This is a genomic window from Egicoccus sp. AB-alg2 (genome assembly GCF_041821065.1).
Classification (GTDB): domain Bacteria; phylum Actinomycetota; class Nitriliruptoria; order Nitriliruptorales; family Nitriliruptoraceae; genus Egicoccus.
Window position 1 is genome coordinate 16379 of sequence record NZ_JBGUAX010000011.1, and the last position, 14713, is coordinate 31091.

A 14713-nucleotide genomic window follows, 5' to 3' on the forward strand; every position below is an offset into this window, starting at 1 on the left:
GGATGGGTGATCGTCCCGATGCCGTTGCTCGCTTCGTCTGGGCGCTGCGGAACTCCTGGGGGCTGTGCGCGCTCGCCGGTCTGACCTTCCTGGCGCTGGTCGTCGGTGCTGGCATGCAGTTGGTGGGTCCGACGGAGTACTCGGCCCGAGCCCTGGTCGTCCCCCGCTCCCTCGGCGACGATCTGGACGCTCTGCGCCTCTCGCGCTTCCAGCAAGCGGTCTTCGAGAACGGTGGCGTCATCGAGGCAGCCCTCCTCGACGACGACGTGCCGTACACGGGCCGGACGGAGCTGCTCGCGCACGTCGAGCTGCAGCCGGTCGAGGACAACATCGCCCTCAACGTCGCCGCCACCGATGGCGACCCGGGTCGGGCCGCCGAGGTCGCCAACGCCGTAGCCGGGTACCTCGTCAGTGCGCTGAACCGCGTCGGGGAGTCCGTCGGCACCTTTCAGGTGCACACGCCGGCGACCCCCCCGGCAGAACCCGAAGGGCAGCTGGCGCTGACCGTGCTGATCGCGGTCGGCGCGGTGGGCGGCCTGGCAACCGCCGTCGCCGTTGCGGCCCTGCTCGCCACGTGGCGACGGCCGGTGCTCGCCCCGGCGGACGCGGAAGAAGCCTTGGACGCGCCCTCCCTCGGCCGCCTCCTGCTACCCGCCGACCCGGAAGCGCCGGTCCCGCTCGGCTACTTCCCGCCGCCCGCCGCACGGATGGGAGCGACCCCGCCCATTCGGGTGCTGGGACTCTCCGCACTCGTCGGTCGCCTCTACCCGCGACGCTCCGGGACGTGTGTCTTCGTCGCGTCCGAAGCCTCGAGTGCGGCCGCGCTCCAGGTCGCCAGCCTGGTGGCGCGCGCGCTGGCCCGGCAGGGTCCCGTGCTCTACGTCGCTGGCGGCGACGCACAGCACACCAACGGGGTACCACCGGACGGACGAGTGACGCGGTGCACTGCGGTGGAGGTGGCACCCGAGGACTGGCGGCGGGCGCCCACCGTGGTGGAGGGGCCGGGCATCGCGGACGTCGACCTCGCCGAGCACATGCCCCTCGACGCTTCCATCGTGGTCGTCGTCACCGAGGGAGAGCGAGCGGCCTCACTCGAGCGACTCCGTCAGAGGTTCTACACCGGGGGGGTCGCCGGGGTGCTGTTCGTGCAACGAGAAAGGCGCCCACACCGCGCCGCCAGGAACCGCTCCGCGACCCCCGAGCTCGGGCCGGATGTACCACGAAAGCCCGCCCGCGTGGGTGAGGGCGCAGCCGACGAGCCGTGAGCTCCGAGGACGGAATGCCGGACGGCGCCGCGGACGTGCGGGCGCAGGTCCGTGGTTCGGTGCTGTTGACCGGCGGCCGGATCTTCGCCACCGCGCTGAACATGGGCGTGCAGGTGCTCACCGTCCGTGCGTTGACGCAGTCGGGGTACGCAGCCTTCGCCTACGGACTGGTGGTCGCCGGGGTCGGCGAGTTGCTCTCCGTCACCGGGATGCACCGCGCGATCGTCATCCTGCTGCCCCGCCACGAGACAGCGGGTGACGTCCGCGCGGCGATGGCCACGCTGACGGCTGCCGCGCTGTCGGTGGTGGGAGTCGGCCTGGCCTTCGTGCTGGCCGTGTTCTCGTTCCGTGCCTTGATCGCGGGCTCGCTGGCGGATGATCCGCAGGCCATCGTGGTGCTCACCCTGCTGGCGTTCCTCGGGCCGATCAAGGGCGCCGAGACCCTGTTCGACTCCACCTACGCGGCGCTGGGTCGCCCCCGGGCGATCGTGCTACGGCAGTACCTGCTCGCGCCGCTGCTGCGCCTGGCCGCCGTCGTCCTGGTGCTGCTCGGCCCCAGCAACCCCGTCCTGCTCGCCTTCGGGTACGTGCTCGGAGGGCTGTTGGGTCTGGCGGTCGCGGGCCAGGGCCTGCGCCGGATCCTGCGCGCCCACGACCTCTTCCGTGGTGCCCGCCTCGGCATCCGAGGCCTCCCGGTCAAGCTCACGGCGTTGACGACCCTCCCGCTGTTCGCCAACAACCTGGTCGAGCTCGCATTGCAGACGCTGGACGTGGTGATGCTGGTGCAGCTGTCCACCCCGGAACAGGTGGCCTTGCTGCGCGCGATCATGCCGGTCGCTCGCGCGAACGAGTTCGTGGTCACCGGCTTCACGGTCCTGTTCACGCCAATGGCGGCACGGCTCCTGGCCCGGCGCCGGGAGGCGGAGCTGAACCGGCTGTACTGGCAGACGGCCCTCTGGCGTGCGGTGCTGGCCTTCCCGATCCTGATGTTGTGCACCGTGCTGGCCTCGCCGGTCACGGTCCTGCTCTTCGGTGAGCGCTATGCCGACTCCGCCCCGATGCTGACCGTCATCGGCGCCGGCGTCTACGTCGGCGCGCTCGCGGGACCGAACCAGGCCGTCCTCGAGGTCACGTCTCGGTTCCGGCAGTTGCTGGCGGTCAACATCGTGACCGTCGCGCTGTTGATCGTGCTCAATCTGCTGCTGATCCCGACGATGGGCGGGTTGGGGGCCGCACTCGCGACCGGCGGTGCGCTGGTGTTCCGCGGGGCAGCCACCCAGGTGCTGGTGCTGCTCCACGGATCGATCGGCCTTCCCGGTCGCGAGTTCCGCCGGCCCTACCAGGCCCTGTTCACCGCGCTCGCCGCGACCGGGGTCGTGCTGCTGGTCCAGCCTGGGCCGCTCACCTCGCTCCTGGTCGCTGCCGCCCTGAGCGTCGGCGTGTTGATCCCGGCACGGCAGGAACTCGATGTCATCAGCAATTTCCCCGCCCTGGCGAGGGTGCCGGGGCTGCCGCTGCTGCTCGGACACCGCGCCGAGCGGTCGACGGGCGAGGATCCCTCGTGAGACGAGCGGGCACCGCCGCCGCCGATGCGCCGGGCCGTCCCCGACGCCAGGTCCTGCTGGTCGGCAAGGGGCCACCGGAGGTGGGTGGGATACCCGCCTACCTGACGGCGGTCCTGGACAGTCGGCTGGCCGAGACGTACGAGCTCTCGCTGTGCAACCTCACCGACGACGCGAGCGCCGAGGGCGGTCGGCTCTCGGCGGAGAACCTGCGGCGGATGTGGCGCGATCTCCGGCGCGTGTGGCGCGCCGCTTCCGGGCGCGACGTCGTCCACATCCACACGGCACTCGCACCGACGGTGACCTGCCTCCGCGCAGGCGCGCTCGCGGCACTGGCCCGGCTACGCGCCCCGCGGGTGATCGTGCACATCCACGGGGGGTTGGTCGCCAGCTGGATGGTGGGTCGAGTCCGTCGCGCCGCGGCCCGCGCCGCGCTGGCACCGGCGACGAGCATCGTGACGGTGTGTGCCGCGGGAGAGCAGGCCGTCACGGAACTCATCGGTCCGACGAAGGTCGAACTGGTCGACAACGGGATCGACGTCCACCGCGTCCCGGCACGGGCAGCCCGAAGCGATGTCGTCCCCCGGGTGGTCTTCGCGGGTCTGCTCTCGGAGCGCAAGGGGTTGCTCGAGCTGTTCGAGGCGAGCCGCCGTCTGCACCGGGAGGGACTCGTCCACGAGCTGGTGGTCGCCGGTGGCAACCACGAGGAGGGCCCCGCCGAGGAGGCCCGCATGCGGCAGGCCGGTGCCGACGTCGCGACCTTCACCGGTCAGCTCGACCGGGCCGAGGTGATGGAGCTGCTCACGTCCTCCGACGTGCTGTGCTTGCCCTCTTGGGTCGAGGCGATGCCCCTGATCTTGCTGGAGGCGATGGCGGCGGGCGTCGCGGTCGTGGCCTCCGAGGTGGGCGACATACCGCGGGTCGTCATCGATGGCGAGACCGGCCGGCTGGTGCCGCCTCGGGACACCGACGCGCTCGTCGACGCCCTGCGGAGCCTTCTGCAGGACGCGGAAGGCCGCGCCCGGCTCGCCTCGGCCGGGCGCGAGCACGTCGCCACGAGCTTCAGCCTCGACCGCACGCTGAGCGCGCTGGACCGGCTCTACCGCTGACCACCGCCAGGTGAGCCCAGGCGCGCGGGAACCGGCGGGTGCCGCTGCGCCTCGAGCCACTGCTGGAAGACGAGCACCGCCCAGAGGTGGCGTGGGTCCCCACCGCGACCGGCCTGGTGGCGACGCCACGCCCGGGTGATGGGTTCGGGTTCCAGCAACCCTTCTTCGGCGACGCGACGCGGGTCCAGCAGCGCCTCACCCCAGTCGCGGAGCGGGCCGCGGAGCCACTCGCCGACGGGGACGACGAACCCTTTCTTGGGACGGTCGAGCAGCTGCCTGGGGACGTAGCGGTCCAGCACCTGCCGCAACAGCCACTTGGTCTGCCCGTCCCGGATGCGCGCGTCGGGCGGGATCCGCCAGGAAAGTTCGAAGACGTCAGGGTCGAGCAGCGGGAGCCGCGTCTCCAGGCTCGCCCCCATCGCCGCCCGATCGACCTTCGCCAGGATGTCGTCCGGCAGGTAGAGCAGCACGTCGACCAGTGGCATCCGATCGTCGGGCGGCATCCCGGCCATCCCGCAGGGCGGAGCCGTCAGCGCATCGGGGGGTTCACGCCCGCCGACCACCAGCGCCTCGGGTTGCTCCCAGAGGGTCAGCAGCGACCGGTACGCGAGGTCGTGGTCGTCGTGGCCGAGGGACTCACCGAGCTTGTGCACCTTCCAGCCGGGTTGGCTCTGACGCAGTTCACGAGGCAGCACCGGACCGAGGCGAGCGAACAGGCGGTCCCACTGGTCGACCGGGGGACGGACCAGGCCGGCCGCCAGCCCGCGACGGAGGGGCGATGGGAGGCGGTGGAGCTTCCCGACGGCGCCCTGCCGGTAGAGGTAGCGCGTGTACCCACCGAACAGCTCGTCGCCGCCGTCCCCGCCGAGGCACACCGTGACGTGGCGGCGCGCGAGCCGGCTGACCACGTGGGTCGGCAACTGCGACGAGTCGGCCATGGGCTCGTCGTAGAGCGCGGGTAGTTGCGGCACCACGGCCAAGGCCTCGACCCCGCCGACGTACAGCTCGGTGTGCTCGGTGCCGAGGTGCCGGGCGATGTCCCGAGCGAAGACCGCCTCGTCGAGGGACCGGTCGTGGAAGCCGATGGTGAACGACCGGACCGGTGAGCTGCTCTGCGCCTGCAGCATGGCCACGACGAGCGAGGAGTCGACCCCGCCCGACAACAACGCACCCAGGGGGACGTCCGCAGTCCGTCGGATGGCCACGGCGCGCAGCAGGGTCTCCTCGAGCGCGTCGGCCAACTCCCGGTCGCTGCCGTCGAGCGGGTCCGCCCGCGCGGCCCTCGCCACCTCGACGGCCGACCAGTAGGCGCGCACCTGCGGACCGACGCCACCTTCGTGCAGCTCAAGCCAACACCCCGGCGGCAGCTTGTGGACACCGCGCCACACGGATCGCGGTGCGGGCACGAAGCCGTACCGGAGGAAGGCGGTCAACGCGTCACGGTCGACGTCCAGGTCGAAGTCCGGGTGCACGCGCAACGAGGCGAGTCCCGACGCGAACACGAACGTCCGCCCGAGGAACCCGTAGTAGAGAGGCTTCTCGCCCATGCGGTCGCGTGCCAGACGCAGCACGCGCTCCTGCGCGTCCCACAGACCGAGCGCGAACATCCCGTTCGCGCGCGCCAGCGTCTTCTCGATCCCCCAGCGTGCGACGTGCTCGAGCAGGATCTCGGTGTCGGAGTGGCCGCGGAGCCGGACGCCGCCCAGTGCCGCGTGCAGTTCCTCGTGGTTGTACAGCTCGCCGTTGTAGACGATGGTGTACCGGCCATCGGCGGAGACCATCGGCTGCGCCCCGGCCTCGGAGAGGTCGATGATCGCCAGGCGTCGGAAGCCGAGAGCGATGCCGGCGCGCTCATCTGCCCACGCGCCACCGTCGTCGGGGCCGCGGTGCCAGAGGACGTCCGCCATGGCCGAGACGGTACGCTCGAGCGCCGACGCCTCGGTCGCCTGCTCGCGATCCCATTGCCCCGCGATCCCGCACATTGCATCACTCCTCGGGGCCGTCCTCCCAGCCGGTGTGGCCGTAGCCCGCAGCCTCGGGGTTGGACGGGATGAACCCGTCGCAGCTGTCGACGCGGTCGAATCCAGGATCGATCGGAAAGCGGTTGGCCCCCCCGTCGGCGAGGCCGGCGCCCTCCTCCGCGGTGTCGGGGACGTCGAGCAGCGTGGCCGCAGCGAACCCGATGTTGTCCCGGGCCACGTTGCCGGAGCCGGTCAGCTCGAAGCTACGGATGCTGCCGACCCCACCCCCCGTACCCCCGAAGATGTTGCGCTCGATGAGGTTGTCGCTGGACGCGCCCGAGACCAGCAGGTTCTGTGCGGCGCGGAAGAGCGTGTTGTTGCGGACGGTCACGTCGACGGCGCCGCCTTCCTGGCCCGGAGGACCGAGCTTGAGGTTCTCCCCGTTCGGCGCCCCGAACAACAGGTTGCCCTCGATGCGGCCAGGCCCGGCCGACAGCCCCGTGTTCACGTAGAGATTGTGGTCCTGGTTGACGCCGTTGGTCGGCGCGGTGTCCCGTATGCAGTTGCCGGAGACCTCCCAAGCGGCCGGCTCGCCGTCGCCGGTTCCGGCGACCAGCATCCCCGCGTAGGAGCGTGCGCCGGAGATCTCGGCTCCACGTACCGTCCAGCCGACGCCGTCGGTGACCTTGACCATGTGCTCGTGGGGGGCGCCGGTCTGTTCGTCCCAGGTCACGTCGAGCCCCTCGAGCACCCAGTTGCTGCCTCCCTCCAGCCAGAGCAGCCCTTGGATGACCGGTTGCTCCCCGGGCGCGCCACGCACCACGGTCGGCGCGCCCTCGTCGGCATCCGGCATGGGGACGTCGATGAGTCGCTCGCGGTAGACCCCACCACCGATGGTGAGCCGATCGCCGGCCGCCAGTTCCTGCAGCGCATGCCCCACCGTGCGCCACGGCTCGTCCTCGTTGCCCGAACCGGCGTCGTCCCCCTGCGTCTCGACGAACAGGTCACGCCCATCAGGGGTCGCGCCCGGCTGATCGGGCCGATCCTCTGGCGTGACCGTGCAGGAGCAGGTCACCAGTGCCGCCAGCAGTCCGCTCACACACCGACGCGTCGCCACTGATCGGGGGGTCCGCGGAAACGCCGCGCGTGGGACCCGCCCGTCACGGCCACGTGGATCCGGCATGCCGTCCGCGTGTCGGGAGTCATCCCCATGCACCGTCCCATCCGCCTCCGCTCACCCGCCCGCGACGGCCGGACCCAGACCATAAGGGCGCGACCGGTCCGAGAAACCTGTCTGATGTCCCCGGTCGTCGATGGCGGGCACTGCCCGCGTAGCCGTCAACGGTGCCGCGACCCGGGCGGGCGCGCGGGACGCGGCGCCGGCACGAGCGGGCCCGCCGGCTTCCACGGAGTCGCACGCCAGCGCAGGGACGGGACCGCACCGCTCAGAAAGCCGATGCCCCACCCTGCGTGCATGGCGATGAAGGCACCGGGCAGGTGCCGTCGCACCCGGGGCTCGCTGATCCCACGTGCCGTCCAGGCGCTCGCGGCCAGGAGCCCGACGACATACGGACCCACGAGGCCCGCCGCCGCGCGTGGGCGACCGCGAACGAGCAGAACCAACGCGAGGAGCCACGAGATCACCAGTGTCGGTGCGGCGAGGTGGCGCGGCTGGAGCGAGTCCGGGTGTAGCCGCGCCACGCGGGTCTTTCCCCTGCCGTACCGGTGGTACTGCTTGGCCAGGTCGCGGATGGACTGCCGGCAGACCCAGTCGATGGTGAGCGCCGGGTCGAGCAGCAACTCGTAGCCCGCACGGCGGATGCGGTAGTCGAACTCGAAGTCCTGGTTGACCGCCAGGCGCTCGTCCCAGCCGCCGAGGCGGCGAGCGAGCTCCACCGGATAGCAGCCGAAGGGGATGTGATCGACCGTCCTCGGCTCCGTGGCGTAGTGGTAGGCGGAGTTCCCCACGCCGAAGGGCGAGGCCATCGCCGCCGCGATCGCCTTGCCGGCGGGGGTCACACCGACGCCGTCCTTGCGTCCGCCGACGCCACCCCACCGACCGGTCCGCAGATGCCCCACCGCGATGGACACGTACTCACGAGGGATCACGGCGTGCGCGTCGACGCGGACGAGCCACCGACCCCTGGCCGCCGCCAACGCGAGGTTCAGCGAGATCGGAATCCGCGATGCGGGGTTGTGCACCAACTCGACACGTTCGTCCTGCGCCAGCCGTGCCGCCACGATGTCCGCGGTGTGGTCACGAGACGCGCCGTCGACGACGACGACCTGGAGGCGGTGATGGGTCTGGGCGAGCACGGAGTCCAGGCAGGCGCCGATGTGCGCCTCCTCGTCGCGGGCTGGGACGACCACGGTGACGAGGTCCTCGCTCTCGCCGGTGTTGCCCGAGAGCAGCGGCGTTGAGGTCGGCATGTGCGTCCCCTCGACACGCGGACGGGAGCCTCGCCCCGAGGGTAAGGCTCCCGTCAGCAGCCGGGCTCGGCACACGGCCCCGGTCACGCCAGGCACGCGAGTCGCCGGCCGCGGCTCGTGCCAGGACCGAGTGGCCGGTCAGCGCCGGAGGATCGTCGTGCTCAGTTCCCGGAACGGTTGCGCAGCCAGCCGATCGCCTTGCCCTTCTTCGTTCGCTCGTCGACGGTCGGGTCCCCACCGCTGTCCGGGACCGGCGCGGGCGCCGGTTCGGCGGCGATGTGCAGCGGGTGGCGCACCTCGGCCGTACGACCCTGCGCGTCGGTCACCCGCAACAGCAGGTCCGCCGTCCAGTCACCGTGATGGAAGGTGAAGGAGGCCCTCCCGTCGGCGCTCTCGGCGAGCTTGGTGTTCACCCTCGCGTCCCACCACTCCCACTTGACGATGTCACCGGTGGACTGGGAGCCGTCGAACTCGACCTCGTCACCGGCCACTGGCGCCTGCGGCGACCAGGTGAAGGACGCGGTCGGGGCGGGCGCCGGCGTCGGGGCGGGCGTCGGCGTCGGAGCGGGCGTCGGCGTGGGCGTGGGAGCGGGCGACGACGTGACGGCGGTGTGGCCGTACCCGGTGACGGCCGGGTTGCGCGGCACGAACTGGTCGCAGCGCGAGGTGCCGTTGAAGTCCGGGTCGACCGGGTGGCGGTTCAGCCCCCCGTCCTGGACGCCGTTGCCGCCGTCGTAGTTGTCGATGGCACTGGCGGAAGCGAACGCCACGTTGTCCCGAGCGACGTTGTTGGTGCCCGTGATCCGGTAGCTGCGCAGACTGCCGTAGTTGCCCTTGGTCTTACCGACGATGTTGCGCTCGATCAGGTTGTCCCTCGACCCACCGGAGATCAGCAGGTTCTGGGCCGCGTCGTAGAGCGTGTTGCGACGCACCACGACGTTGGCAGCGCCCCCGTCGGCGCCCGGAGGGCCGAGCTTGACGTTCTCGCCGTTCGGCGCACCGTAGAAGAGGTTCCCCTCGATGACGCCGGCCCCGGCCGAGAGCCCCGTGTTGACGTAGAGGTTGTGGTTCTGGTTGAGACCGTTGCTCGCGGCGGTGTCCCGGATGCAGCTGCGCTCCAGCCGCCAACGCGCAGGTTGGCCCTGACGATCGCCGGCGATGAGCATCCCGGCGAAGGAGTGTGCGTTGGAGATCTCGGCGTTCCGAACCACCCAATCCGTGCCGTTGGTGACCTTGACCATGTGCTCGTTGCTGGAGCCGGTCGCGTGGTCCCAGGTCACGTTGATGCCGTCGAGCACCCAGTGCGAGCCGCCGTTGAGCCACAGCAGGCCCCGCACGACCGGACGCTCACCGGCATAGGCGACGATCCGGGTGGGCGCGCTCGCCGTCGAGTTGGGAAGCGAGACGCTACGCAGACGCTCCCGGTACTCGCCACCCCGGACATAGAGGGTGTCACCGGGTCGCAGCTGGCTCAACGCGTGGCCGAGCGTGCCGAAGGGGCGTTCGAGGGTGCCAGGGTTGCTGTTCGACGCTCCTGGGGCGACGTAGAGCGCCCGCTCCTGCGCCGAGACCGGCGTTACCGTGGCCACGAGGAGCGCCAGCATGACCGAGAGCAGCACTGCCCGGCGGAGAAGCCGGCGGGAGGGGTGTTTCATGAGGGACCACCTGTTCGGAGAAGCCGCGAGAAACGGAAAGCTGGCGCGGAGGCTTTCGGACATTTGTCCCGGCTTCCAGATCCTCTTTCATCGGCGCACTCGACGGAATTGCGGCTGAATTGACGTCTCGTGCGGGCAAGCGCACGTCATGCACCCGGGACAGACGTCCCATGTACGCAGGCGCAACTCGCGGCCAACTTGTGACGCCGCGCGATTCGCGCACCCGTCGCGGTGGAAACTGCGGGCCGGGAACTTCCCGCCACCCGCCCGATCGGGGCGTTCCATCCGATTTTCGCGGCCCCGACGCCGCCGTCGCCTTCCCGCCGAGCACGCGGGTGGCCATCGCTCCCGGGTTTCGCGAGCCACACGCGCGTTCAGGGCATCGCCCGGCTCCGCTCTCCCACCTCGGCCGTCACCGAGAAGGGTCGGCTTCGACCGTCACCTGCGGCCCGACCGACCGTTCGTGGCTCGTGCGGAGGGCCGATCCGTCGGCGCACCGCGCCGTTCACACACCGACGCGCACCCGATAGCCGTATCGCCACATCAGCGGCAGGGTGAGCGCGTCGACGGTGAGGCGGTGACGGACCGGCAGCGACCGCCGCCACTCGTCGTCGGACCGGATCCTGGTGACGCCGTGCCGGAGGCGATCGGGATTCCCGGAGACGGTGTGGTTGGGTCCCAAGCGCGCTTCGTGCGAGGACACCAGTGGCAGGGAGCCCGCCGGGAGCCCCAGCCGCTCGAGCGCGGCGAGCAACTCCCGTCCGGGAGCGGCGACGAGGTCCTCGTATCGCAGCCGTACCACGTCGTCGGACGGCTCGCGCCAATAGGCCTCGACCGCGAGGTTCCAGACCAGCCACCGGGCGGAGCTCGCCGCTGGGGACCGGTACATCTCGAGATGCTGGTCGGGACGGTCGATCAACTGCTTGCGGCGCAGCCAGGAATGAGCGACGGCGCGCGGGTCGCGAACGAGGTGCAGAACGCGCAGATCGACGGCGGAGGAGGCGTCGAGGAGGAGGCCGTAGGAGGGCCACTTCGACGAGTCGATGATGACCGCGGCGCCGGTGACGGTCGCGATCGCGCGGTACACACGGTCGAGGCTTCGCCGGAAGGTCTCCGCCTCGGCCAGTCGTCGCTCGCGCGAGGCGGGCCAGGCCAAACCAGCCATCCGGCGCGTCCGCGTCGTGTCGGTCGCCGCCGCGCGCATCCAGTCGGCGTCCACGCCCTCGGGGTACGCGGTCGCGATGACGGCCGACCAGAGCGGGCAATCGTGGAAACGGCGACCGCATCCACAGAGTGTGTTGTCGTGCCAGACGTAGTCCCACAGGTAGTACAGCTCACCTGCGTGGAAGTACCCAGGCAACTCACCCATCAAGTTCGCCGCGAGCGTGCTGCCACTCCGCTGCCAACCGGCGATGTAGAGCACCTTGACTGCCGACCCGACCGCGGTCGGCCGCGCATCATCGGGAAGTGGTGTCACCGTCGTCCCTCCCCCCTGACCGCACTCAGGTGAGCCGGTTGCCCCGGCTCCCGACGGAGCCCTGCCTCAGGGCGAGTTCAGAAGCTGCGGGGAAGAACCGGGTCGTCTCCGCGACGCGGTGCGGGGGCCGACGGCGGAGGATCGATCTCGACGCCCACGACCGTATGTCCTTCCACAGGGTGCGATCATCCAGCCGGTACAACCGGCCCTTCGTGGTCTGCGAGGTCCCGAGCGCGGGTGCCCCTTCCTCGACGGTGTGCAGGTACTCGACCAGGACGCGGGCGCCGAGCTGCGCGCACTTCACGCCCAGACTGACCTCGTCGTCGGCGGCGGTCATGGCGGGACGGACGTATGCCAGAACCGGCCCGGTGTCGACGCCGGCGTCCACGCGGTGGATGGTCATGCCGACGTGGTCGTAGTCGCCGTGCAACAGGGCGTGGAAGAGCGTGTGTTCGCCCCGGTACTGCGGCGCCACCCCGAAATGCAGGTTGACCGTGCCGTGCTTCGGGATCGCCAGCAGGTCCGGCGGCAGGATGGGCGCGCCGGACAAGACCAGCACGTCGGGTGCCAGGGCGGCGAGGATGTCGGCCGTCCGCCCGGTCCGTAGATCCCTGGCCGGCACGGCCAGGTGCGGCGGAAGGTCGAGCGAGTCGGCCGTGTCGCCGTACAGCAGTTGGACGGCGCGCCGTTCGTGTCGACGATCACGGACATCGTTCGAGACGCGGCGCAGGATCTTCGCGGCCCCGCGGAGCGGATGTTTGGACCAGACACGAAGTTGCTGCAGGCTGCTGGATCCTTGCCACCAGGGACGCAGAATGATCGCCTCGGGAAACGTGCGTCGCACCACGTCGAGGATGTACCGGTTCTTCGCCCGGCAGGAACTGATGACGACCACCCTCACGCAACTCCTCCCCACGTCGAGAGGCTGGGTGGCTCGTCGAAGGACGTCCGGTGAAGCCACGTTCGAACCGGCGTCGTTCGCGCGAACTCCCCAGAGAGGACGGGGTCCGGACGATCGATGGGAGGCGACGCGACCGCGGCCGCTGCAGCAGTGATGCTTCGTGCCGGACGCGGCGATGTTGCGCCCACTACCACCGTCGTCAACACGGCACTCGACACCAGCCCTGTCTGCGCGACGCTCTTCGCGTGGAGGTCGAACAGCGGCAGGTCCTCTTGTCCTTGGACGGGCGACGGAAGCCGGATGTCCATATGGCATGTCCCCCGCGTACATGTCGAACGAAACCTAAAGAATGGGTCGGCCACGAAGGACGGGCAGGCGTCCTGCGAGTTGCACGGAGGAAACCGTCCTTGCTCACCCTCACCCGCGGCCGCTTCGGACCGTTCGGTTGGGCGGACCGGTCACGGCGGCAGGCTGCCGAGTGGCCCCGGCACCACGGCGGCTGCATCCGCGGCGGGGGCGAAGCCGGGCCCGCTCCAGCATCGCGCACGAGTAGCCAGAAGGCCCGCTACATCCGGGCCGCTCCCGGCCGCGGGCACCCGCCTCGTCGGGACGCCTTGCGACGTCGAATCGGCAGCGAACGGGAACCGCCCCCGACCACGTGCGCAGGTCAGGGGCGGTTCCTCGCGAGAGGCGGGGACGGGAATCGAACCCGTGATAAGGGATTTGCAGTCCCCTGCCTTACCACTTGGCTACCCCGCCGGGGCGGGCGCAGGGTAGCGCCCGCGTGCCACGGCGACACATCGGCCCTCGCCGACACGGCGGGCCGCGGTCACCAGCCGGCATGGTCCTCGGCCAGGACCCGCAGCGGCCCCTTGCCCCTGCTGCTGCCGAGCCACCAGGCGGCCCCGACCGCCCCGGCCCACACCAGCAGCCCCAGCGTCGGACCCGGCCGGCTCCACGCCTCGTTCACCTCACGGGGATCGACGTGCTGCCACGGTCCAGGACGGCTCACCTCGATGGTCGTCCGCGCGTCGAGGCGCGCTGCCCTGCCGTCCACGACGCGCCGCCAGTCCGCGTCGACCGACCACGTCGAGGGCAGGCTCGAGGTGTCGTCGCGTGCCGCCTGCACGCTGGGGCCGGTCATCGCCCGCCACGCCCGACGGGACGCGACGCGCACCGCCGTCCGTTGCCAGCTCGTCGCCACCTCGCGCTCCTGGTCGGTCCTGCCGTGCGGCGTGGGGAGGTCAGGCCGCCTCGCGCAGCGCCGCGAGCAGGCGACGATAGCTGTCGAGCCGCGCCGGATGGATGCTGGCACCTTCCAGCGTGCAGCCGGGCTCGCCCTCGTGGATGCAGTCGTCGAGCTCGCAGTCCAGCGCTGCCAGCTCCGGGAAGTGCCCGGCGAGCTCGGTCGGCCGCAGCGTCCCCAGCCCGAACGAGCGCACCCCCGGCGTGTCCACCAACCACGCGTCCAGCGCCGGGATCCGCATCGCCCGCGCCGCGACGGTGGTGTGGCGACCCCCGAAGCGGCCGATCTCGCCGACCTCGCGGCCCGCCTCGGGCACCAACCGATTGAACAGCGAGGTCTTGCCGACCCCGGAGTGGCCGGTAAACGCCGTCCAACAGCCGGTCAGCGGGTGCGCGAACTCGTCGATCCCCTCGCCCGTGCGGGCCGAGGTCACCCACACGCCGACGCCGATGGCCTCGTAGCGCGCCGCGACCTGCTCGACCTCGCCGCGGTCGGCGACGAGGTCGACCTTGTTGATGCACACCGCGGTGTCCAGCCCGCCGACGGACGCGGACACCATGACCCGGTCGAGGAAGCGCGTGCCGACGTCGAGGTAGTCCGCCGCCAGCACGACCGCGACCGTGTCGGCGTTGGCGACGACGACGCGTTCGTCGTCCAGCGCATCGTCGGCGGTCCGCAGCAGCACGGTGCGGCGCCCGAGCAGCTCGACGATGCGGGCCTCGTCCGTCTCGTGGCGCGGCGGGCGGACCCGGACCCGGTCACCGACGGCCACCTTCGTGCCGCGCATCGCGCCGGAGAAGCGGGCCGGCAGCACCTCGCCCTCGTACAGCACCCGCACCTGGCCCTTGTCGACGGCGACGACGCGGCCCTCCGCGTAGTCCTCGAGGCGCTCCCTCGCCGCCTGCGACAGCGGGTCGGATCGGCGCCGCTGTGCGAGGAGGTGGTGATCCTCCTCCCACTCGTCCTCGAGCGCCTCGATGTCGATGCGTGGCATGCGCGGCATCCTGCCAGCCGCACGGCGAGCGGCCCACTTTCGCGCGCTCGCGCCCCAGCGCGCCGCGGGACGGCCGCAGCGGCGGGTGGCGGTCCGGCGTGCACCACCGGTAC

11 protein-coding genes and 1 tRNA gene are annotated in these 14713 nt (G+C 71.4%); 3 read left to right on the forward strand and 9 right to left on the reverse strand.

What is annotated here, in order from left to right; translation table 11 throughout:
* Positions 1–2 precede the first annotated feature (2 nt).
* The 3 genes from ACERM0_RS19565 to ACERM0_RS19575 are packed head-to-tail and all read left to right on the forward strand — an operon-like array spanning position 3 to position 3936.
* Positions 3–1265: a hypothetical protein gene (locus tag ACERM0_RS19565; RefSeq protein WP_373680316.1), complete on the forward strand. Its 1263-nt coding sequence runs from the start codon at positions 3–5 to the stop codon at positions 1263–1265.
* On the forward strand, positions 1262–2830 hold the full coding sequence (locus tag ACERM0_RS19570; RefSeq protein WP_373680317.1) for a lipopolysaccharide biosynthesis protein: 1569 nt from the start codon (positions 1262–1264) through the stop codon (positions 2828–2830). Before ACERM0_RS19565 ends, ACERM0_RS19570 begins: the two co-directional genes overlap by 4 nt.
* A complete protein-coding gene (locus tag ACERM0_RS19575; RefSeq protein WP_373680318.1) occupies positions 2827–3936 on the forward strand; it encodes a glycosyltransferase family 4 protein in 1110 nt (369 codons plus the stop codon). The genes ACERM0_RS19570 and ACERM0_RS19575 overlap by 4 nt, the downstream gene beginning before the upstream one ends.
* Here the strand turns inward: ACERM0_RS19575 and asnB are convergent.
* The 9 genes from asnB to rsgA form a co-directional block, all read right to left on the reverse strand.
* On the reverse strand, positions 3927–5918 hold the full coding sequence (gene asnB / locus ACERM0_RS19580) for an asparagine synthase (glutamine-hydrolyzing) (protein WP_373680319.1): 1992 nt from the start codon (positions 5916–5918) through the stop codon (positions 3927–3929). The genes ACERM0_RS19575 and asnB overlap by 10 nt on opposite strands.
* Before the next feature lie 4 nt (positions 5919–5922).
* Positions 5923–6996, reverse strand: coding sequence for a hypothetical protein (locus ACERM0_RS19585; protein ID WP_373680320.1), 1074 nt, complete (start codon positions 6994–6996; stop codon positions 5923–5925).
* 239 nt (positions 6997–7235) lie between these two features.
* Positions 7236–8327, reverse strand: coding sequence for a glycosyltransferase family 2 protein (locus ACERM0_RS19590; protein ID WP_373680321.1), 1092 nt, complete (start codon positions 8325–8327; stop codon positions 7236–7238).
* A 161-nt stretch (positions 8328–8488) separates the two neighbouring features.
* Entirely contained in the window at positions 8489–9982 is a 1494-nt protein-coding gene (locus ACERM0_RS19595; protein WP_373680322.1) for a hypothetical protein, read from the reverse strand.
* 505 nt (positions 9983–10487) lie between these two features.
* Positions 10488–11459, reverse strand: coding sequence for a sulfotransferase (locus ACERM0_RS19600; RefSeq protein ID WP_373680323.1), 972 nt, complete (start codon positions 11457–11459; stop codon positions 10488–10490).
* A 25-nt stretch (positions 11460–11484) separates the two neighbouring features.
* A complete protein-coding gene (locus ACERM0_RS19605) occupies positions 11485–12360 on the reverse strand; it encodes a formyl transferase (RefSeq protein ID WP_373680324.1) in 876 nt (291 codons plus the stop codon).
* Positions 12361–13048: 688 nt separating this feature from the next.
* Positions 13049–13119, reverse strand: a tRNA-Cys gene (locus ACERM0_RS19610).
* A gap of 70 nt (positions 13120–13189) precedes the next feature.
* The gene (locus ACERM0_RS19615; RefSeq protein WP_373680325.1) at positions 13190–13564 is read right to left on the reverse strand and encodes a hypothetical protein; all 375 of its coding nucleotides are present in this window, start codon (positions 13562–13564) and stop codon (positions 13190–13192) included.
* A gap of 40 nt (positions 13565–13604) precedes the next feature.
* Entirely contained in the window at positions 13605–14600 is a 996-nt protein-coding gene (gene rsgA / locus ACERM0_RS19620) for a ribosome small subunit-dependent GTPase A (RefSeq protein WP_373680326.1), read from the reverse strand.
* Positions 14601–14713: the final 113 nt, after the last annotated feature.